Below are 20977 nucleotides of genomic sequence, written 5' to 3'. Positions count from 1 at the left end.
GAACAATCTTATAAAAGCCTATATATTCTTGCCTCATATGGTCTTAGTGCCCATTCAACATTTGAATCTACTTCATTCTTATAATTCGTCAATAGCATTTCCTTTCCTGCTATAGATAAGGATTCAGGCACGTTCACTTGTACGAGCAGTTCCGAAATATTCAATACCACCAGCCATCTCTGATGATCTAATTCACGGATGAAGGAGTATATTTGTTGATGATCCTCTAAGACTTCTTGATAATCCCCATATACCATGATTTTATTTTCTTTTCTAAGCTGAATTAATTTCTTATAGAAATAGAAAATCGAGTCTGGGTCAGCTAGCGATTGAGCAACATTTATTTCTTTATAGTTAGGGTTAACTTTTATCCATGGTGTTCCCTTTGTGAATCCTGCATTTGGCGACTCATCCCACTGGACAGGTGTACGCGAATTATCACGTGAGAGATGGACTAAACTCTTGAATACTTCTCCAGGGTCGCGCCCTTTTTCAACTTCTTCTTTATACTTATTTTTCATCGCAATATCTTGATATTCCTGAATCGATTTATACCTTACCCCCGTCATGCCGATTTCCTCACCCTGATAAATATACGGCATTCCTGGCAGCAAGTGTAATAGGACTGCAAAGCACTTGGCTGATTCAACTCTAAAGATAGAGTCATTTCCAAATCGAGTGACTAGACGAGTATGATCATGATTATTTAAAAATTGCGAGTTCCAGCCTTTCTCCCACAACCCTTTATACCAGCGTCTTTGTATTTCTTTATACCGCTGCATATCCCAATGAATCATATAATCGCAAACTTCAAAGTGAAATAACGTGTGAAGTTCTCGTCGATTTTCACCAACATATAGAAGTCCATCCTCGGGGGTAACAAAAGGAATTTCCCCGACGGTAAAAATATCATAGTGCTGTAAAACTTCCCTATGCATCTCTTGAAGGTACTCATGGATACCAGGGTTATTTCCTAGATAGGAGATATCCTCCGGATTTTCTGCATCTGGGAATCCCGCTTGTTTTGCCAGCAGGTTAATGACATCCATTCGGAATCCATCAATACCCTTATCTAGCCAGAACCTCATGAAGGAATAGACTTCCTGCCGGACCATTGGGTTTTCCCAGTTTAAATCTGGCTGCTCGACCGCAAAGGAATGAAAATAATACTCCTCTGTTTGATCATCAAATTCCCATACTGAAGGAGTAAAATAAGAACGCCAGTTGTTTGGCTCTCTTCTCCAAACATAGTAATCTCTTTTAGGATTATCTTTAGAAGAACGTGATTCCTTAAACCACGGATGTTGATCCGAGGTATGATTCACCACTAAATCCATGATTAATTTCATACCCCGGTTATGCACTTCTTGAAGAAATCGGTCAAAGGTTTCCATCGTTCCTGCCTTTGACATGATGGAGCGATAATCGGAAATATCGTAACCATTATCAACATCAGGAGATTCAAAACATGGATTTAACCAAATGACATCTGCGCCAAGTTCCTGGATGTAATCCAATTTTTGAATCACTCCTTCTAAATCACCATAACCATCACCATCTGTGTCATAAAAACTTCGCCAATATACCTGATAAACAACTGATTCCTTCCACCAGTTTTTTTTCATTCGTATCATTCCTTTTTTTAATAGGCATTTAAATTAGTAACGTTACAAGATTACCACTCTCGGCGGCTTAACATGTTATGCACATTTAAAACAAGCTGTATGCATGTTTATTGCATACAGCTTCTTTCAAATGCCGCTTTTTTTATTTTCCTCCTGTAAAAGAAATGCCTTTAATGAAATAACGGTTAAAGAAAGCATAGATCATAAGAACTGGCAGGGTGAAGACCATCGATGCTGCCATGATATAGTTCCAATAGCTAATATACTGCCCTTTAAACGTATTCAATCCGAGCGGAAGGGTGAATAGATTTGGGTCTGACAAGACAATAAGCGGCCTCATAAAATCATTCCATAATCCCATGAAAACAAAGATGGCCTGTGCTGCAAGTGCTGGTCTTGCGAGAGGAATTACGACCCGAAAAAAGATGCCGAAGCGCCCTAGTCCATCAAGCGCAGCCGCTTCTTCCAATTCTTTTGGAAAATTAATAAAAAACTGTCTCATCATAAAAATAAAGGTTGCATTGATCATCGACGGGATAATCATGCCCTGATAAGAGTTTAGCCAGCCGAGTTCCTTTAAAATTAAATAATTAGGAATCATTGTAACTTGTCCTGGAATCATCAGGACAGCAAGGATAATGATGAATAACGTTTTCTTTCCGGGAAAGCTTAGGCGAGCAAGGGCATAGCCGGCCATTGAATTGAAAAGCAAATTTAAAGCTGTTCCGGTAACAGCAATGAACAAACTATTAAATAACCAACGCGGGAACAATTCCTGCTCAAGGAAAATCATTTTATAATTTGCAAACGTAAAATGCTTCGGGATAAAACTCATCGATCCACTAACAATTTCCTCTAGTGTTTTAAAGGAGGAAGACAGGGCCCACAGAAATGGAACCATTGTAATAATCGCATAGATAACTAGGATGACATATAATAATTTTCTGCCTAAAACCGATTTTTTCATCAATATTCCCTCCTTAATATAAGGATTCCTCTTTAGAGAATTTCCGTTGCAGTAAGGTAGCTAGAAGGATAATAAGTGCTAGTGCGAAAGCAAGTGCAGCCGCATATCCTATCGTGCCCAAACTCTTAAATGCATATTGGTAGATTAATAATACAACTGTCAGCGTGGAGTTATTCGGACCACCTGATCCTGCTGAGAAAATATAAGATTGGTCAAAAAGCTGGAACGTGCCAATGATTCCCATAATCACAACAAAGGATGTAACCGGGCGAAGATTAGGAACAGTAATATGCCAAAATTTCTTGATTGCACCTGCTCCATCAAGCTCCGCTGCCTCATAAAGAGATTCTGGTATATCCTGTAAGGCCGCCAGATAAATAACCATAAAAAACGGTGCTGTTGACCAAATATTCATAAACATAATGGCATTTAAGGCAACTGAGGGGTCCCCAATCCAGTTATAGGTTGGCAGTCCAATGAAATCAAGAATATGGTTTACCAAACCATTTTTGTTATACATCCACATAAAGATGAGTGTCAGAACCGCTGATGAAGTTAACGTTGGCAAGAAGTAGACAATCCGGAAGAACTTTTGTCCTTTCAGCCCAGCATTTAATGAGGCAGCTAGAACTAATGCCAAAAATGTTTGAATGGGAACAACGATAAAAACGTATTTCGCCGTATTCCACAAAGCAATATGTGCACGAGTATCATCAAGAATCTTTTTAAAATTATCAAATGCCACAAAATCAAAACTTGCCTGGCCCAAGAGCTGAACCTTATGGAAAGCAAGAAAAATAGCATAAAAAATCGGCCCGATCATAAACAGTAGCAGAACAAACATGGCCGGTGACATAAACAAGTAACTTTGTCCGGCTTCTCTTATTTCAGCTTTGCTGTATTTACGCTTCATAATTTGTCATCCCTTTTTTTGTGGTGTTGTTAAGTTTCTTTGCTATACAACTCTTTCTGCTGAAGGCCCTCGCCCTCACTTCAACAGAAAGAGTTGTACACCATAAGGTCGAGGAAGGGAAAGAGCTCCCTCCCTCTTTAGATTTATTGATTCTTTATCTCTTTATTAGCCTGTTTTTCTGCGTCCTGCATTGCTTTGTCTAGCGGACGTTCACCTAAATAAGCACTCACAAACTGGTTATTAAAATTGTTAAAAATGATTGGCAGGTTGGTATCATCTGCCCATACAGTCGCATACGGTGCACCAGCTACTAACGCGCTACGAAGTTCATCTTTGTCAAAGCCATTCTTTGCAGCTACAGATTTACGGGAAGGAAGCTCAAATCCCTTGCTAGTCCATTTTTCCATACCTTCTTTTCCTGTCAGGTAAGAAATTAATTCCCATGCAGCTTCCTTTTTCTTAGAAGCACTGTTCATAACATAAGAAACTGTAAAGGCCATGGTACCTTGCTTCCCATTAATAGTAGGCACTTCAGCTGTTCCAAATTCAATATTTGGGAATGTATTTTGTAAATAAGGAATTGCCCAGTTGCCTTCAATTACCATCGCTGCTTTACCTTGACCGAACATCTCACCTGTCCAGCCTGCACCCACCTCACTAGGCTGTGCAGCTGTCTTATCCTTTAAATGTTGATCAACGTAAGACTGAAGAGCCTCCACTACTTTTGGATCAGTAAAATTAGCTTGATTATCCTTCACTGCATGACCGCCTAAAGAATTAGCGATAAAAAGTGTTCGAGCGAGCTCAGGATTTTGGCCAAATCCATAAACCTCTTTTCCTTTTGTCAGCTTTTTCGATGCTTCTTTTAATTCATCCCACGTCTTCGGAACTTCTACGCCTGCTTCGGCCAGCATTTTCTTATTATAGTAAAGCGCTAATGTAGAATATCCCTTTGGAAAACCATAAGTTTTCCCGTCATGTTGGAAAGCTTTTATTAGCGGTTTTTCAAAATCAGCTACATCGAAGTCCTTCTTCACATAGCCATCAAGCGGTTCAAGGGCACCTGTCTGGATTAAGCCAGGAGCTTCGAAAGCATCAAGGTAAAAAACATCTGGTCCTTCCCCACCGATTAAGCGTGTTTTCATGACATCCATGTATTGATCGGCAATAACCTCATGCTTTACCTTGATATTTGGATGCTCTTGTTCGAAATCTGCAAGGACTTCCTTCAATAGAGCTGATTCCTCTGGAGATGATCCCCATCCTGCCAAGGTAATTTCAACCTTTTCATTTTTTTCAGAAGCTGTTTTTACCGATTTCTCTTTGTCACCACTGCAGCCTGTTAACAAACTTCCAACTAACATGGACGTTAATCCAAGTGTTGTTAGCCATTTTTTTGTTTTCATAGATTTCCCCATCCTTTTTTGGAAATATTTATCTTCAAGAGGTCCTAGACCTCTTTTGGATCAATCAATGATTACTTCAAAGCCTGTTGTGTTCTCGTCAACTCTCAGCTCCACCTGATCATTATGTCGGTAAATAGTGACTGATAGCTGTCCGCTCCCAATTGAAATATTTTCTACCTTTAGCTCATTCATTGAATCAAGAAGCAATGGAGAAAGGTGGATTTCTTTAGTAATACTGTTAGGAAACAATCCTAGCAATGTTTGGATAAATACAAGTGGTGTGCCAGCAGCCCATGCCTGTGGTGAGCAGGCAACTGGGTACTTAACAGCTTTGCCAATTGACTTGTCATATCCGCAAAATAATTCAGGCAGTCTGTCATACTCAAAATGGGCAGATGCTTCGATGAGACCGTTAATCACTTTGTTCGCTTTCACCTGCCTGCCGATTTTGCTCATTCCGAGAAGAATCATACTATTATCATGTGGCCAAATGCTGCCATCATGGTAGCTCATTGGATTATAGCCTGCTTCTTCCTCTCCCATTGTCCGGATACCATAACCAGAGAACATTTTAGGGGATAGAAGCATATCAATCACTGCATCCGTTTTTTCCTCATCCAGGATCCCTGAGAAGAGGACATGCCCTGGATTCGATGTAATCGTGCCTACCTGCTGTTTATGTTCATCAAGGGCAATCGCATAATATTGAACATCCTCCATCCAGAAAGCTTCTTCAAATCTTTGCTTGATCTTTTCTGCCTGTTCGCGAAGCACTGCTGCTTCTGCTTTTCTTCCAATATGTTCATAAAGATCAGCGATTCCTGTTTTGGCTTGGTAGACATACCCTTGAACCTCCGCCAGGGCGATTGGTGTTTTTGCATAATCCCCGTTGCGGTGGACCACTGAATCACCTGAATCCTTCCAGCCTTGGTTAGCGATTCCTTTACTTGATTCTTGATGATACTCAACAAATGAATCGCCATCACGATCTCCATATTCTTCAATCCATTTCAGAGCAGCTTCAATATTGTCCTTGACCTGCTCCAAAATCTTAAAGTCACCGGTCCACTTCACATACTCGGAAATAAGGATTAAAAATAACGGAGTGGCATCAATGGTTCCATAGTAAGGTGTAAACGGAATTTGGTTAGTATTTGCAAGTTCACCGAAACGAATCTCATGCATAATTTTACCCGGCTGTTCATCACGCCATGGATCCAGATTCTGACCTTGCTTACTTGCCATCGTAAGAATGGTCCCCTTTGCCACCTCAGGGTTAAATGCCAGCATTTGAAGGGCCGCTATCAAACTATCACGTCCAAACGGCACCCCAAACCAAGGGAGACCTGCAACTGGAAATTGACCATAGCCAAGGTCAGTAAGTAATACCTTTAAATCATCAATCCCCCGGTTAACTAACCGCTTTAATGGTTCAAAATCAGTTGTTACTTTAGTAATCTGCTTTTCCCATTCCTGATAAGAATCTTTCAATTTCACAATTGCTTTCTCAGAGGCCACTGCCTCCTTCCTTTCATGGTCCCCTACTTGAGGCTGAATGACGAAGGTAACAGTTTCCTCCTCGCCGTGCTGCAGGGAAAAGTCGAAGGAAACATCGCCGTTTTCGGCTGCAGACTTTGCGTTTTTATCCCATTGAATTCTAGTAGAACGTTTTAGCTGGTCCGCTCCTTCGTAGGCAAACGTAAGTGAATTCCCTTTAATCAACTGTCCTGTTCTCTTCCCAGTCTTACCAGATTGAAAGCCACGTACGATAAACATATCGTGAAAATCTACATCAAAATGAACACTTAGTTCGAACTGGATGGGCTTTGGAAAATAGTTTTTTACTCTTATAGCTTCATACAATACCTCATCATAAATAAACCGTGTTCGTTCAATTTCAACTGATTCCCTCCAGAGAATAAGTTCTCCATCTTTCTCCATATGAGGGTTTGTTAGTAGTATTTTAGCCATGTAGTTTTCTGCCGCATCGGAGGATAGTAAGATTGGATCTTCTCCATTTATCTTGACATCCAGCTTGCTTAAGAACCGGGTATCCTTTGTATACAGCCCCAAGCCGTAAGAATGGTTTTCAGGAATATTCCCCTTATCATCTGTTAATAAAAACAAATCATTTTCTTTTATTACACGATAGTCCATGTTATCCTCCTCTTCTGTAGCCCTCTTTCCATTAAACGAGAACCACAACACCGAAACGTTTCGGTTAAATTTCAAAAAGAAATTAATCAATCCGAAACGTTTCGATTTCTATGCAAAATTATTCGTTTACTTAAACGTTTTGGTTTTTCAATAAAAAAATCAGTTATCGCTGATTTTTTGCGGCACTGCCTCTTTCGATAAGTTTTGTATTCATAATGATTACATGAGGATCTGCCTTTTCTTCCAATATATTTATTAAAAGGTTAGCTGCCTGAAAGCCTAATTGAAAAAAGTTCTGTGAAATCGTAGTCAGCGGCGGTGATGAGTAGGACGCAAGCAGAATGTCATCATACCCGACAATCGATAAATCTCCGGGAACACTTAACCCCAGTTCCTCGGCTGCTTTCATCACTCCGAGAGCCATCAGGTCACTCGCACAAAAGATTGCTGTAATCTCCCTGTTATCGGTAAGCAATTTTAGTGCTGCTTCTTTTGCTGAAACTTCTTCAAACCTTCCATTAACAATCCAATTGGGATGAACCGTCAAACCATTGTCAGACAAGGCACTTATATAACCTTCTTGCCTCCGCTGACTAACAAAGGCTTTGCTATGTCCATTAACCATGGCAATATTTGTGTGACCAAGTCCAATCAGATATTCTACTGCTTTTTTAGCACCGGACACATTGTCAGTTGACACATATCCTACCTGATCCGAATGGATCGGAATATCGATGAGAACACAGGGGATATTACAATCTACTACCTCTTTTAGATACGGATCATCTGTTTTAATCCCTTGAATAATTACCCCATCCACTCTTCGTTCCCTGCAAAGCTGTGTATATGTTTTTTCTCTTTGCTTGGTGGAGTTAGTGTTAAACAATACAAGGTCATAATCTTTTTCTGAGACAGATTCGTTGATTCCTGACAAAATCGAATAAGTAATTTGGTCTTTCTCGCTTTCTCTATTTATTCCTGAAACAAGTAACCCAACGGTTTTGGATTTATTCATTACTAGTCCTCTTGCAAGCGTGTTAGGACTGTAATTTAAATCTTTTGCTATACTCATGATTTTTTCTCGTGTTTTCACACTTACATCAGAATAGCCGTTCAAAGCTCTGGAAACCGTTGTTACCGATACTCCTGCAGCTTTAGCAATATCCTTAATAGTCGTCATTCTCAAATCCTCCAAAACGTTTCGGAAAAGCTTATGATTGAATTATACTTAACAATGCAAACGGTTGCAATATATTTTTTTAAGGGGGTAGTCCCCCCATTTTTAAAAAGTAGTTAAGGCACCCGGTTTCTTTCACTTATTCATGCATTTCGTTGGAGAAAACATATCTACCTAAAAAGACGAGAGCAGTTTGCCCTCGCCTTGCCTTAACTCTTTATCACTTTAACCATTAACCTTTAACTGAGTCGGGTTATGACCCAGATCAGTTAGAACGAATCACAGTTTCCTTTTTATCCTTCGAAGTGATGATGACTTTATAGGCATCATCCTTAATAATTTCCTTGGTTTCTTTACTTGTTAGGAATTCTTGAATGGTGTCTTTAATATCGCTCACGACTTCTTCATAGTCAGAGTCTGATGACGATACCGATGTACTAATCGTAATCTCCATATATTCAGCATACCGATTCGTATATCCCACACCAGTAACTTTATATTTCTTCGCTCCAAACGTCCCTTCCGCAATCGTACTGATAATTGGAGACCATCTATTTTCCCGCTCTCTTTTCTTCGCGTTATAGACATCGACTTTAACGGTAATAGTACCATAATTATTTGCCTTGAGTTGACTATCAACCTGTTGCTTTATCTCGTCTACTTTTGACTCCGTATTCGGCAAACTAAAATCTAGCGTTTTATGGTCCGCATCGATTCCAATTGGTGGTATATCCTTATATCCATAACTTTTTAGGACACCAATGACAATTTCCGTGATCTTGCTGAATTCTTCATCTGCTCTCTTTTCCTCTGGTGTAGGTTCAACGATTCTACCTTCAGAGCTGTATACTTTAACATCATACGCATCAAAATCTCTAGTCAACAGCAAGTCCTTCACAATCTTCTTCACTTCTGGACTGACCTTTTTTACATATTCCGCAGAACCTTGAAGCCCCACCGAAAATACCTTTTTGGAGGAATATTGAGCTCCGACTCCATCCACTTTATACCCCTTTTTATTAAGGGTTTCGGTGATTACTTCCGAAATTGGCTTCGAATCAAATATCATATTTAAAAACGGAACCTTCGCAGCCACATTTGCCACTGTCGGTGATAAAAACGCTAAGCCAATAAATAACCCGAAGGCCGCTATAGCTGCACCGCAGCCATAAATGATTTTTTTGCCGATACTGCTCTGTTCCTTACGATGGATTTGGAGATGGACGCCCTCTTTTATTCGATTGGCGATCTCATCATTAAAATGCATTTCATTATAGTATTCTTTTACTTCCTTAAGATCGTTTTTCAATTAACTCATCTCCTGTAAAAGAAGTTATTTTTCCCTTCAACATCGACCTGGCCCTTGATAATCTTGTCTTGACCGTATTGAGATTCATATTTAAAATTTCCGCAATATCCTCCATCTTTTCATCCTGAAAATAATAGAGGATAATCACTTCACGATATTTAGTAGTCAGGCCAAGCACAGTTTGTAAGACTGCTTCACGCTGGTCTTGCTGGAGCACAGCATCCTCCGGGCTCTCACTTTTTGTTAAATTTTCGAAAAAGCTCTTCGGGTACTTAAGGATATTAAAGCTTTTCGACCGCAGAAAATCCTTGGCAGTATTAACGGTAATCCGGTAAATCCAGCTCGTAATCTGCGCATCCCCTCTAAAATGCTGGAGAGACTTATAACATTTGATAAAAACCTCCTGAGCAATATCCTCGGCAAGACCCTGATCTTTGACATAAGAGTACGCCAATAAATAAACCTTCCGAGAATGCTGATTCATCAGTTCATCAATGATTCTTCCTTTTTCCACTTCATTTAGTTGGTCAAAATTATATGGCAGATCTGCAATTTGATTTTTAGGCACCTAATAACTTCCTCCTTTCTAACACCCTTAAGACTGAGAAAGCATAAATTTAGTTTCATATTTTTTATTTTTTTGGGGGCCGTTTTCGCAATGATGGTTGTTATTGGTACAAATTAAATAGAAAACTATACCCGGCTCTTTTTGCCTACTAACCTATCAATTTATTACCACATGATCCTGTCGATTCGTGGGCAGGATTTCCTAGAACCCACCTTCCCAACTCTTTAGTTCTATAGTATAATAACTTTCGGATTATCAATATGGATAATATACCAATATTTGAAATATCACCCAGATCCAATACACAAAGGAGTATTCATCGATGTCAAAAGGCTATTGGCTAACCCCCGAAGAAATGATGAAAAGAAAAAAACGTAAAAAGAACCTAACCTACAGTTTTATTGCTCTGGGCACAATCATACTAAGCACCGTTGTTACGATTGTTGCAAATAATATCTAAACCTAGCCGTATCGGCTAGGTCTTTTTCTTTTTCAGCAAGCAGAATGGCAGATAACTATTTTTATTTTATCTCTGGAAGCTGTAATGAGCTTGAATCCACGGCAATCCTTATTTCCATAGTGATAGGCACTGATACTCTGACCTCAAAACGACATTTTTCCCTTTTTTATCCTATTTTTCTTCCATACTTTGACTCTTTAAAGTATAATACTATTTGACTATAAATTTGGAGGAATTACCATTGAAAACACTGTTTCGTAAACGCACCATCAATTTACTACTGGCAAGTACAATCGCCCTTACTCCATTTGCAGCGAACCTAACGTTTGCACCGAATGCGGTACATGCAAGCAGTCTTGAGCTTGTTTCATTCCACAACGAAATCTACAAAAAACTAACAGCTTCTGATATTGCAGACATTAAAGTTGCCTATATCAATATCGCGAAAGTAAACATTGCCAGCGTTCTTGGAACAGATTTAGTGACAAAGATCGACAGCAAGACAGCTCCTGGAACAGCTGTTAAACTAGCAACTGACTTTGCTAAACTTCAATACCAAAGCAATGCTATTGATTTCCTTTCTGCTTTAGATGCGTTTGAAACAGCTCATGCAACAGATTTCAACAAAATTTTTGACGGAAAGATTTCCGTTGACCAAGCGCTTTCCTTAACTAGTGCGTTTGAAGAAAACCTTAAAACGCAATTAGTTAACTCTTTCTTACAACAGAAAAATACAAGCTTTAACCAAGTGATTCAAGATGCCATTGATGCAACTCTTGCAGATGCAAGATTTACTCAATTCGATAACCTATTCTCTGAAAAATTAGGAATCTCTGTAGAAGATGTCCTTACAATGAAAACTAAAGTAGACGCAATTGTCGATCCAACTAAAATGGCCTCCGCTGCTCTTTCATCAGGATTAATCCGCAGCAAAGGCGGAGATATTTATGGTGCTAGTACATATACATTAGGTTCTGTCTCTCCAGCCTACATCTTAAAAGTAGATTTTGGATTTGGCCCAATGGACTTTACAAGTAATTTGAAGTGGAGTACAAACAATGCTTCCATCGCTACCCTAACTACTGGCAATAAGCTTGTTGCTAAAAAGACTGGAAAAGTAAAAGTAGTCGGCTATTATATGAACCAGCCGATTATCACCAAAGAAGTGACCATTCTTCCGAAAAAGGATACGACTGCACCTGGAACTCCTTCTGTCAATGCGTTCAGTAATAAAGACGTTCTGATTCAAGGTCGAGCAGAAGCCTATTCTACTATTACAGTTTTGAATGGTAAAAAAGTCGTTGCGACAGGAAAAACATATTGGAACGGGGCATACGCACTTCCAATTGGCTACCAAAAAGCTGGATCTACTCTTACGATCACAGCGAAGGATGCTGCCGGTAACGTAAGTAAGACTAAAACCATCAAGGTTCTTGATAGGATTGCTCCTGCAGTACCAACTGTTTATTCAGTAGACAATAACGATAAAACCATCAAAGGAAAAGCAGAAGCTTATTCCTATATCACAATCAAAAACGGCAAAACTACGATCGCAACAGGAAAAACTTCATCCAACGGTTCATTCAGCATCAAACTTAAGAGTGCCCAAAAAGCTGGCTCCACTCTTTATGTAACAGCGAAGGATGCAGCAGGTAATGTAAGTAGCGCAAAGTCAACGAAGGTTCTTGATAAAATCGCTCCATCAAAACCAAGAGTATACGCTGTTGATTCGAACGATAAAGTAGTCAAAGGGAAGGCAGAAGCCGGTGCAACGATTACCATCAAAAAAGGCTCAACCGTATTAGGAACTGGTAAAGTTTCGTCAAAAGGAAACTTCAGCGTGAAAATCAAGGCCCAAAAGAAAGGTACCGTCTTGTACGTAACAGCAACAGATAAATCTAAAAACGTAAGCAGCCGTACAAAAGTAACAGTTAAGTCTAGATAATCCATTCGAATAAAAAAGAAAACCCGTTTCGGTGCCTTGACACCGTAACGGGTTTTCTTTTTTAAATTAAGGCAACTGCTATTGCCTTTTACTTAGGGTAATAGCCGCGTAAACTTTCAGGGCATTGTACTCTTCTGTCGAAAGCCGTCCTAGAACCGTACTTTTTATTTCTTCTTTCTCTTGGACAGAAACCCCGCCTTGGGCCTTCTTCGCTAAGGCACTAAGCTCCCCCATTGAAAACTTTGATAGTAAAAACTTCATGACCTCTTGATTGGAACTGAACTGTAAACCTGTTTGTACTTTTCCCGGAGAAGGTTGTTCCGGTTTCGCTGTATCTTTCCCTGCATTTTCCGTTGCTGTTGTGCTCTTACCTTTATTCGCAGCTGGATTTTTTGCGTTCGTTTCCTTAGCTTTGTTTGAAGCTGCCTCACCCTTTTCTTTACTGGAATCCATATTTACTGCAGCAGGGTGATCCTGTCCATTCGCCGTATTTACAGGTTGGTTGCTCAACGCATCCTTAACAGTCGGGTCGGATGAAAGATTTGTAAGCAACTCCCTTGTTTGGCCTGAACCTGATTCCTTGGCAAGAATTTGCTGCACACCAGGATCCTTTAAGATCGCATCGTAATCTTCCTTCGTCATTTCACTCGCAAGTTCGTCTACCATTTTTTCCGAAGCTAGGCCCATCCCAATTTTGTAGACAGCAATGCCAAGGACAAGCAGGAGCAAAACCGGAATCCCCAGCTTGAATCGTTTCTTTTTCCAAAAAGGCCTGATCGGTTGTTTCTCGTTGATTTCTTTCATGACTGACATTTAAATAACTCCTTTAAGTGTATTACTATGTATTACCTTTATTAAACTGACAGGCGGCTCATCATACTACCAGGCCATTAAAAAATACCTAAATTCATCAATCTATTTTATCATTTCCTCTCTTTCAAAAAAACACAATTTTTGACAAAATTTACACTTTTCTGCTTAACAAATGAGATAGAGAGTGACTAAAACCTTCTCAACCTGTGGATCGAGGAGGCATTCGTGCAGGACGCCTTCACCGACCATCCCTGTTGCCCTGTAATAATCGCTCTGATTTTTTCTCCTGACACAAGATTATGTGCTTGCATTCAAGTTTCCCCGCTTTCATTAAAAACAACCTTACGCTTAGATTATACTTTTTACGCTATTCCAACCAATGAATTCATTCCAAAACCAGGCTTAGTTCATTACACAAAAATTACTCACCCAACTGCCTCGGAAGGAGATCCGCCTTGGAATTCAATTCCTTCCTGCTTGGTCATGGACATTCTCAAGCTCCTGTAATTTTTTATTCAGCAGGGTCGACTGACCTTCGTACCGCTTTAGTAAAAATAATATATAAACATATTAATCTAGAAAAAATTGTTATTTAAGTAGGTAAAATTAATTATGTTTTGAAAATATATCACTGTTCCCAACTCTAAAAAATGTTATATTTATAATACCTACATCATTTACCAAAACGGAGGAATTACAGTGGATCGGTTACAACAATTGCTAAATAATTTGAAAATTATACAAACTACCCACGCAGAAGATGCATGTATCGTTTTAGCAGATACCGAAAAGGTAATAGGCTATCTTCCAGGTCAGACTATAGATTTAAAAATTCCTATTGGTGCCTCTGCTGATAACTTTAAAGGAACTGTAACACATAAAGCATTGATTACTGGTAAAACTCAGAGAGAAGAACGAGGCTCAGAATCTTTTGGAATCGCCTACATTTCTACAGATACGCCCATCATCGAGAACGACGAAGTAATCGGGGTCATCTCGACGATCGTTTCTAATAATAAAATTGATGTTTTGCGAAAAGGTGCCCACAAACTAACAGGAATAAGCGGGGAAATTGTTACTGTCTCCGAAGACGTAACAAAAGTAACCGAACGAATTGCAGTAGAGCTGAAAGACCTTAATGCAGATACCACTTTGCTTAGGAATGAAATTAAAAAAATTGAAGAAATCCTCGTTTTATTAAAGAAAACATCGGTTAGATCCCGTATTCTTGGTTTGAATGCCTCCATTGAAGCAGTTCGTTCTGGAGAGCATGGAAAAGGATTTGCTGTAGTAGCTAAAGAAATTGAGAAGATGGCCGAAAATAACAGAGAAACGGTAGAAGGGGTAGAACCACAATTAAAAGGGATGGTGGCGAACCTTGAAAAAATCATCACAACCATTCAACAAATTGCCTTCGATTCACACGAACAATCAGTAAAAATGGAAGAATTCCATCAGTCCTTCGAACAGATCGTAAGTACCGCTTCAGAATTGAGCCAGCAAGCTAACCAGATTTAATAATCGGTTAAGTCCACTTCCACAACTATTTTGATGGAACAACTTGGGACAATATCAGGAAGTGTCTATATTACTGTAACAAGAATCGGAATGTATAAAAGTTTTAAGAAAGCATTCTCCTCTGAATAAAGGTAATAGCCTTGATGATAATTTTACAAATAGTATTCCATTAACCATCTGAATCTAGTTTTATCATTAATTAATAAAATATAAACGATTTGGTCATAGTTTGTTCATGATTAAGGGATATGATAGGTACATGAAGAGGACAAGCATTTACCTTTCTCTTTTTCAAAAACCCCCTTTAATATATTTTGTTGAGATCCGGCATTGGCCGGATTCTTTTTTTGTTAATATTATTTGAATTTTTTTAATAGTTTTATTTTTACTGTTGATGTTATAACAATATAACTTGTTAGTAAAGAAGGATGTTTATTTTTAAGCAGATAGAAAACTCTATTGGTATACCAATATTATTTACCTTTTTTCTAATATTTTTACTTTTTATATTCGTTGTTCACATGGAAAATCCACTATGTTACTATCAGTAATGGTATTGGAATTGTATTATCTTTAGAAGACGAAAAAGATGCAAATCAAGTCATCATGCCTTCCAAACCAATGGAAAAAAATAATATTATGAGGTGTATGATGAAAACAGTCGAAATGGAAAACATGGAACTTTTACAGGAAATCGTTGCTCTTAAAACGAAACTACAATCAATATATAAGCAAGTCGGACCAAGCAGTTCCGAATATATAACCCTTTCAATAAAACTTAACTTACTTATGAATAAATATTTTGAGGAAAAAGCTGAAGAACTAGTTAGTATCTAATATTGCTGTGTTTATAATGATTGTTAAATAGAATTAGTGGTCGGGTCCATGGGATTCGGCCCTTTCTAATATTGATAGTCTAGTTTTAAATGGAGGTTTTAGTTCTTTTATGAATACAAAACTAATATTGGTAGAAGGACTGCCTGGATCCGGTAAAACAACCACTGCAAATTTAATCTATGACATTATCAAAGAAAAGTTGAGTTTTTGGTTAGGGATATCCGATAAATGAGTCGCCTTTTTAGGGCCGTTTTTCCAATATTCACCAAGAGGAACAACACACAAAATGCTGTCCCTAACTTTGACCTATTTCTGTTCCAATCTCTCAAGAATCCTTCTTTTCCGGTATAGCATAATGCCTGTCTCAGCAAGGTCATTAATCATGGATCGATTCGTAAATGCTCCAAAAATCATCCCCGCAACAGGAACCATTTGAAAGAGCTTCTTCCATCCGAACTGGTCTCTGTATGTATAAACCACCTCGCGCCAGCCTTGCAGCTGCGACATCATTTCACTGGATCCGCTCCCTTGTTGATAGTAGCTGGAAAGCTCATTGAGAATCGCTCGTTTTCCGACGATATCAGCGGATGAAAACTGCAGGCATTTGATCATAAAAATACGTTCGCTTTTTTCGTTTGGATCATACCCATGAATAATGGCAATTTCCTGGAGAGTTTTTAAAGAAATGCCCATTAATGCCGGAACATCAAGCGCAAGTGTAAAAATCCCGCCGATTCCCGTGCTCGCCCCTTGAATCGTCGCAAACTTCTTCCGTTGTCCGGTCAGCTCCTGACTTACCTTTTCCATTGTAGCTAACGGAATATCTGCGATATCAGTTATCTGGTTGATCGGCTTATCTGTCTCTTTTTCAATTTTTTCAAATAGATTATGTTCCTTAATTAAATAACTGCCGCCATTTTGAATATAGGTGCCGATTTCTTCCAGTAAATTGCCCACTTTGTTGTGGATGAATTGCGGCGTAATTTTATCAAGAATTTTAAATGGCAGCCTTCCAAGGCGGTCCCAAATCCATAAATCGCTCTGGTCATTCTCCCACTTCTCAATGACAGCTAGTTCCTGCAATAAATCATCTCTTGTTTCCATGTATGGTGTGTCACCCTCGTTCGTTTATTTATGATTACATACGAATGATCTGGAGAAAGGTTTCATGGGAGTGGATTGGAAGGTCGGGGCGGAACATCATTTTACTATCTTTTCTATCTAAGTATCTAATCATTCCGTGAAAAATTTTATTTGAGGTGGAGATCTTGCCCGTTGGTGCAGGAAATGGATGGTGATGGGCACGATTAGCAATGCACCAAAATCTCATTAAAACCGCCACACGAAAAAAAGACAGCGAACATTTGCTCGCTATCTTCCCTCCTTGCTTTACCTCAAAGACTATTTCTGTTCTAACACGTTAATAAATTCCCGAAGGTAGTCAGGTAGATCCGGTGGACGTCGGCTGGAGACAAGGTGTCCGTCGACAACGACGGGCTCATCATACCAACTGGCGCCTGCATTTTCCATATCATCTTTAATCCCTGGAGTACTAGTTACTTTTTTACCTTCAAGAATTTTTGCAGAAATCAGGACCCAGCCGGCATGGCAGATTTGTCCGATTGGCTTTTCATCCGCATTCATTTCCTGCAGCAGAGTAAGGACTTCCGGAAAGCGCCGGATTTTGTCTGGTGCCCAGCCTCCTGGAACTAAGATGGCATCATAATCCTCCCCGCGAATCTCACCATAGGCAAATTCGGAGGTAGCCGGTACACCGTACTTCCCAATATATTTCTCATTCGCTTTTTCTCCGGCCAAATGGACGACGGCCCCCTCTTCCTGCAGTCTGAGAATCGGGTACCACAGCTCTAAATCTTCAAAATCATGGTGCACAAGACTGATTACTTTCTTACCTTCTAATCGCATCGGTTTTTGCTCCTTTCAAAATGTTAATGCATGTAATCTGATAATGCTTGTTCGCGGTCACTGATTGATTGAAACGAACTATCTAAATTGATTCTTGATAATAGTAAAAACAGCGTGTCAATCACGGAAATCGCAGGCAAACAAATTTCCATTTGCTAAGATTTCCTCCATTGAGAAGTAACATATTGACCGGATTTAATCAATGAAAATTGCTTGGTTTGTAAAATAAAATGAGGTATCCCTAGAAATTCACAGGCATCGTTCATTCTATTAAATATAGTTATAATCAACCAGAATCCTTCGGTTCAATCACATTTTTTAAACCATTTTCCATAGGAGATACGACACATTTTGACAATAGCACCGAATAATAGACGACTTTTACATACTTTTATCGTATTATTTATAACAACTGATTCCTATATTTCGGAGGTTTACGAATGAGATTGAAAAAAAGGAAACGAAGACTTAAAAAATGGGTAAGGGTTACCGGCACCATCCTTCTCATAATGTTAATAGGCGGGGGAATATACGGGTCCACTGTCTATAATTCTTTAAAAACTGCTGTTGCTTCGATGCAGCAGCCGATTGAACGAAAACACTCAGAAAAACGCAAGGAAGCTGTATCACTGAAGGCAAAAGATCCTTTCTCCGTATTAATGCTTGGTGTTGACGAGCGAGAAGGAGACAGGGGCCGCTCTGATACAATGATTGTATTAACCGTTAATCCCAACAAGAATTCCATAAAAATGCTTAGCATTCCACGTGATACTCGAACTGAAATTATTGGAAAAGGGAAACAGGATAAAATTAATCATGCCTATGCTTTTGGAGGTATTCCAATGGCCATGGATACAGTCGAAAACTTTCTTGATATACCGATCGACTATTATATCGAGGTTAATATGCAAGGATTCACAGGCATGGTCGATGCGGTTGGCGGCGTAAAGGTCAATAACGACTTAGATTTCAAACAAGATGGATACCATTTTCCAAAAGGGGAATTGACGCTAAACGGTAAAAAAGCGTTAAGCTATACAAGAATGAGAAAACAAGACCCTCGAGGTGACTTTGGCCGCCAAGAAAGACAACGGCAAATAATTGAAGGTGTGGTCAAAGAAGGGGCTAGTTTATCAAGCTTAACGAAGTTCTCCGATATCTTTTCTGTACTTGGAAAAAATGTAAAGACGAACCTTACCTTTGATCAAATGGTAGCTATACAAAAAGGATATAAAGATGTAGCAACGTCTATTGAACAAATGGAGTTAAAAGAAGAAGGAACAAGGATTGATAACATCTATTATGGATTGGTTTCAGAAGAAGAAAAACAAAGAGTCCAAAACGAATTAAAGTCACAACTAGATTTAGAATAAACGAAAGCTGAATGGAGATTAACGCCATTCAGCTTTTTCATACTTATTCCTCTCAAAGCTAGAGACCACATTTCTATCGCTGCTAAGCGACACCCAATCAATAAGATAGGTTTATTCCTAATTCCCCTTTGGCTGTAGCGTAATGGATCGTACCTGGACCTCCTCCGTTTCTTTCCGAAATCGAAGCAGTATTGTAATCGCACCACCATGATTCTTCCTCATGATTGGAGTGACTGCTTGAGTAGCAAGGAAGATGGATTTTACATTAAGGTCATAGACTTCATCCCAGGTTTCTTCTTATAATTCCTCAAAAGGAACTCTATTGAACTACCGCCAGTTTATGAATGGATTTGATGATGCAGCGTTGATCGCACTGCACCTGGAGCTGTTATCAGTTGCTTGAAGAATCTTTCTACTTTATCTCCCAATCCAACTAGATATAAATCTACTCCAAAGATTCTTTGGTTTGAAAGAATTGGGCGTAAGTTTTCGCCGACTGATTCTGAACGGCCAAATTCTACCTTTTGAAGATATTGCTGCAAATCTTCTAAAAGTGGATCTGGACTAATGTTCATTTCATCTCCTGCATCATTAATGCCCATCAGATAACGACACCAAGCAGCAATCGTTAATGGGATAAATGATAAATCATTGACATCAAGGTCTTCTCTTTGGACATACAATTTGATCGTTTCCCCAAAGCGAATCCCCAGCTTCTGTGATGTATCTGACGCAATCCTTTGTGGAGTATCTGGATTATTAGGATTCGGAAAACGTACTTCGATGACTTCTTTAATAAATGCCATTGGGTCAATGATTCCAGGATCAGTTACGACCTTCATGCCTTCTTCATAGCCGACTTTTTCCACTAATGCTTTCAAATCAGCATCCTTCATTTCATCCGCAATCGAAGTATAATCAAGCAGGCAGCCAAAGATCGCTAAAGCGGTATGAAGTGGATTTAAACATGTACATACTTTCATTCGCTCGACAAGGTCGACCACTTCTTTTTCTGTAAAGTAGACACCTACTTTTTCTAACGGCGGTCTTCCGTTTGGAAAACAATCCTCAATAACCAGGTATTCAGATTCCTCAGTATTCACAAAGGGCGCAACATATGACCCATTTTCTCTTTTTCGAACCAGTTCGGCACTGCCAAATCCGATTTCTGTTAACTTTTCTTGAACGGTAACAGAAGGAAGCGGTGTAATTTTATCAATCATACTCCATGGAAACGCGATTTTCGTTTCATCATTTAAATAATCGATAAACCCTTGCTCGACCACACCCGTTTCCTTCCAAATCGTAGCAACAGTAAGAAGCGCCTCCTTAAGCTTGTCTCCATTGTGGGAGAAATTATCTGTACTTACGAGTGCTAACGGAGCTTTTCCTGTTTGATATCTTTCATGCAAAAGCGATGCCAGCAAAATCATCGTATGTTTACTAGGCTGATCCAGTCCTTGCTCGATTTCTTCTAGAACCCATGCTCGAATTTCCCCGTTCATATCTTTTAAGTCATACCCTTTTTCTGTGATAGAAAGGGAAATGAATTGAAGGGATGGATGGCTAGCAACCTCTTTTAACCGCTGCCATGATGATGGACCGTTATAGGTAGCAATACTTTCCGCCACACTTGCGATCACTTCCATATCCAATGAGCCATCTGCCTTCATCACGACATCGAGGCTTAAATTATCATAAGGTTGATAGATCTTTTCAATCAACGCATCATCGGAGGTGGAAGCAACGATAATCCCTTTTCCGGTTTCTTTCCGCTCAATTAAATGCTGCTGTAAAACAGAATGGAACGCTCTGAATAAATTTCCTCCCCCGAAATGTAACCAAATCGGCTCTTTTTTCGTCGCTTCCCAAACCTCTTCAAAATTAAATGCTGGTGTTTTAATCCCGATCTCTTCAAATTTATCTTTATTGGATTTTAGTTGGTCTTTTTCTAGTAATAGCAATGTGGCTCCTCCTTTTTAT

19 protein-coding genes and 1 pseudogene are annotated in these 20977 nt (G+C 39.3%); 6 read left to right on the top strand and 14 right to left on the bottom strand.

Features of this window, described 5'->3' with window-relative positions; all coding sequences use genetic code 11:
* Positions 1 to 8: 8 nt before the first annotated feature.
* The 8 genes from V7137_RS17220 to V7137_RS17185 form a co-directional block, all read right to left on the bottom strand.
* Entirely contained in the window at positions 9 to 1625 is a 1617-nt protein-coding gene (locus V7137_RS17220; RefSeq protein ID WP_335699227.1) for a glycoside hydrolase family 13 protein, read from the bottom strand.
* A 142-nt stretch (positions 1626 to 1767) separates the two neighbouring features.
* Positions 1768 to 2592 (bottom strand): carbohydrate ABC transporter permease, encoded by an 825-nt coding sequence (locus V7137_RS17215; RefSeq protein WP_335699226.1) that lies wholly within the window; start codon positions 2590 to 2592, stop codon positions 1768 to 1770.
* A gap of 13 nt (positions 2593 to 2605) precedes the next feature.
* Positions 2606 to 3505, bottom strand: coding sequence for a carbohydrate ABC transporter permease (locus V7137_RS17210; protein ID WP_335699225.1), 900 nt, complete (start codon positions 3503 to 3505; stop codon positions 2606 to 2608).
* A 143-nt stretch (positions 3506 to 3648) separates the two neighbouring features.
* Complete coding sequence (locus V7137_RS17205; RefSeq protein WP_335699224.1) at positions 3649 to 4911, bottom strand: ABC transporter substrate-binding protein; 1263 nt, start codon at positions 4909 to 4911, stop codon at positions 3649 to 3651.
* A gap of 60 nt (positions 4912 to 4971) precedes the next feature.
* Positions 4972 to 7068, bottom strand: a complete 2097-nt coding sequence (locus V7137_RS17200; protein WP_335699223.1) for an amylo-alpha-1,6-glucosidase — start codon at positions 7066 to 7068, stop codon at positions 4972 to 4974.
* 163 nt (positions 7069 to 7231) lie between these two features.
* Entirely contained in the window at positions 7232 to 8248 is a 1017-nt protein-coding gene (locus V7137_RS17195; RefSeq protein ID WP_335699222.1) for a LacI family DNA-binding transcriptional regulator, read from the bottom strand.
* A 262-nt stretch (positions 8249 to 8510) separates the two neighbouring features.
* A complete protein-coding gene (locus V7137_RS17190; RefSeq protein ID WP_335699221.1) occupies positions 8511 to 9554 on the bottom strand; it encodes a DUF4030 domain-containing protein in 1044 nt (347 codons plus the stop codon).
* Complete coding sequence (locus V7137_RS17185) at positions 9538 to 10122, bottom strand: sigma-70 family RNA polymerase sigma factor (protein WP_335699220.1); 585 nt, start codon at positions 10120 to 10122, stop codon at positions 9538 to 9540. The genes V7137_RS17190 and V7137_RS17185 overlap by 17 nt, the downstream gene beginning before the upstream one ends.
* A 322-nt stretch (positions 10123 to 10444) precedes the next feature.
* Here V7137_RS17185 and V7137_RS17180 point away from each other — a divergent pair, with 322 nt between their 5' ends.
* Together V7137_RS17180 and V7137_RS17175 are read left to right on the top strand one after the other, a co-directional pair.
* Positions 10445 to 10582, top strand: a complete 138-nt coding sequence (locus tag V7137_RS17180; RefSeq protein ID WP_335699219.1) for a hypothetical protein — start codon at positions 10445 to 10447, stop codon at positions 10580 to 10582.
* A gap of 241 nt (positions 10583 to 10823) precedes the next feature.
* Positions 10824 to 12527 (top strand): Ig-like domain-containing protein, encoded by a 1704-nt coding sequence (locus V7137_RS17175; protein ID WP_335699218.1) that lies wholly within the window; start codon positions 10824 to 10826, stop codon positions 12525 to 12527.
* A 78-nt stretch (positions 12528 to 12605) separates the two neighbouring features.
* Here V7137_RS17175 and V7137_RS17170 read toward each other — a convergent pair whose 3' ends face one another.
* A complete protein-coding gene (locus tag V7137_RS17170; RefSeq protein WP_335699217.1) occupies positions 12606 to 13340 on the bottom strand; it encodes a hypothetical protein in 735 nt (244 codons plus the stop codon).
* Positions 13341 to 14039: 699 nt separating this feature from the next.
* Between V7137_RS17170 and V7137_RS17165 the strand changes: the two genes are divergently transcribed.
* The 3 genes from V7137_RS17165 to V7137_RS17155 all read left to right on the top strand — a co-directional run bounded on the left by V7137_RS17165 (position 14040) and on the right by V7137_RS17155 (position 15927).
* Positions 14040 to 14858, top strand: coding sequence for a methyl-accepting chemotaxis protein (locus V7137_RS17165; protein WP_335699216.1), 819 nt, complete (start codon positions 14040 to 14042; stop codon positions 14856 to 14858).
* Between the two features lie 651 nt (positions 14859 to 15509).
* Complete coding sequence (locus V7137_RS17160) at positions 15510 to 15695, top strand: Spo0E family sporulation regulatory protein-aspartic acid phosphatase (RefSeq protein ID WP_335699215.1); 186 nt, start codon at positions 15510 to 15512, stop codon at positions 15693 to 15695.
* A gap of 109 nt (positions 15696 to 15804) precedes the next feature.
* The gene (locus tag V7137_RS17155; protein ID WP_335699229.1) at positions 15805 to 15927 is read left to right on the top strand and encodes a hypothetical protein; all 123 of its coding nucleotides are present in this window, start codon (positions 15805 to 15807) and stop codon (positions 15925 to 15927) included.
* Between the two features lie 74 nt (positions 15928 to 16001).
* Here the strand turns inward: V7137_RS17155 and V7137_RS17150 are convergent, their stop codons facing one another.
* From V7137_RS17150 to V7137_RS17140, 3 genes are all read right to left on the bottom strand, one after another.
* Complete coding sequence (locus V7137_RS17150) at positions 16002 to 16799, bottom strand: EcsC family protein (protein ID WP_335699214.1); 798 nt, start codon at positions 16797 to 16799, stop codon at positions 16002 to 16004.
* A gap of 297 nt (positions 16800 to 17096) precedes the next feature.
* Positions 17097 to 17621, bottom strand: a complete 525-nt coding sequence (locus V7137_RS17145) for a type 1 glutamine amidotransferase domain-containing protein (RefSeq protein ID WP_335699213.1) — start codon at positions 17619 to 17621, stop codon at positions 17097 to 17099.
* A gap of 23 nt (positions 17622 to 17644) precedes the next feature.
* Positions 17645 to 17773 carry a hypothetical protein gene (locus V7137_RS17140; RefSeq protein ID WP_335699212.1) on the bottom strand — a complete coding sequence of 43 codons (129 nt, stop codon included), beginning with the start codon at positions 17771 to 17773 and terminating at the stop codon, positions 17645 to 17647.
* A 288-nt stretch (positions 17774 to 18061) separates the two neighbouring features.
* Between V7137_RS17140 and tagU the strand changes: the two genes are divergently transcribed.
* Positions 18062 to 18994 (top strand): polyisoprenyl-teichoic acid--peptidoglycan teichoic acid transferase TagU, encoded by a 933-nt coding sequence (gene tagU, locus V7137_RS17135; RefSeq protein ID WP_335699211.1) that lies wholly within the window; start codon positions 18062 to 18064, stop codon positions 18992 to 18994.
* Between the two features lie 117 nt (positions 18995 to 19111).
* Here tagU and V7137_RS30710 read toward each other — a convergent pair.
* Together V7137_RS30710 and V7137_RS17130 are read right to left on the bottom strand one after the other, a co-directional pair.
* A pseudogene (locus tag V7137_RS30710) lies at positions 19112 to 19276 on the bottom strand (hypothetical protein); the annotation flags it as partial.
* Between the two features lie 56 nt (positions 19277 to 19332).
* On the bottom strand, positions 19333 to 20958 hold the full coding sequence (locus V7137_RS17130) for a mannitol dehydrogenase family protein (RefSeq protein WP_335699210.1): 1626 nt from the start codon (positions 20956 to 20958) through the stop codon (positions 19333 to 19335).
* Positions 20959 to 20977: the final 19 nt, after the last annotated feature.

The organism is Neobacillus drentensis (assembly GCF_036962765.1).
GTDB classification, from domain to species: Bacteria; Bacillota; Bacilli; order Bacillales; family Cytobacillaceae; genus Neobacillus; species Neobacillus drentensis_C.
This window is presented reverse-complemented; position numbering and strand designations above follow the sequence as displayed.

Excerpts from the sequence above, each read along its gene's own strand:
- V7137_RS17220 (WP_335699227.1), bottom strand. The coding sequence starts at position 1,625 with ATGAAAAAAAACTGGTGGAAGGAATCAGTTGTTTATCAGGTATATTGG.
- V7137_RS17210 (WP_335699225.1), bottom strand. The coding sequence starts at position 3,505 with ATGAAGCGTAAATACAGCAAAGCTGAAATAAGAGAAGCCGGACAAAGT.
- V7137_RS17215 (WP_335699226.1), bottom strand. The coding sequence starts at position 2,592 with ATGAAAAAATCGGTTTTAGGCAGAAAATTATTATATGTCATCCTAGTT.
- V7137_RS17160 (WP_335699215.1), top strand. The coding sequence starts at position 15,510 with ATGAAAACAGTCGAAATGGAAAACATGGAACTTTTACAGGAAATCGTT.
- V7137_RS17140 (WP_335699212.1), bottom strand. The coding sequence starts at position 17,773 with ATGGAAATTTGTTTGCCTGCGATTTCCGTGATTGACACGCTGTTTTTA.
- tagU (WP_335699211.1), top strand. The coding sequence starts at position 18,062 with ATGAGATTGAAAAAAAGGAAACGAAGACTTAAAAAATGGGTAAGGGTT.
- V7137_RS17200 (WP_335699223.1), bottom strand. The coding sequence starts at position 7,068 with ATGGACTATCGTGTAATAAAAGAAAATGATTTGTTTTTATTAACAGAT.
- V7137_RS17150 (WP_335699214.1), bottom strand. The coding sequence starts at position 16,799 with ATGGAAACAAGAGATGATTTATTGCAGGAACTAGCTGTCATTGAGAAG.
- V7137_RS17155 (WP_335699229.1), top strand. The coding sequence starts at position 15,805 with ATGAATACAAAACTAATATTGGTAGAAGGACTGCCTGGATCCGGTAAA.
- V7137_RS17195 (WP_335699222.1), bottom strand. The coding sequence starts at position 8,248 with ATGACGACTATTAAGGATATTGCTAAAGCTGCAGGAGTATCGGTAACA.
- V7137_RS17205 (WP_335699224.1), bottom strand. The coding sequence starts at position 4,911 with ATGAAAACAAAAAAATGGCTAACAACACTTGGATTAACGTCCATGTTA.
- V7137_RS17170 (WP_335699217.1), bottom strand. The coding sequence starts at position 13,340 with ATGTCAGTCATGAAAGAAATCAACGAGAAACAACCGATCAGGCCTTTT.
- V7137_RS17145 (WP_335699213.1), bottom strand. The coding sequence starts at position 17,621 with ATGCGATTAGAAGGTAAGAAAGTAATCAGTCTTGTGCACCATGATTTT.
- V7137_RS17180 (WP_335699219.1), top strand. The coding sequence starts at position 10,445 with ATGTCAAAAGGCTATTGGCTAACCCCCGAAGAAATGATGAAAAGAAAA.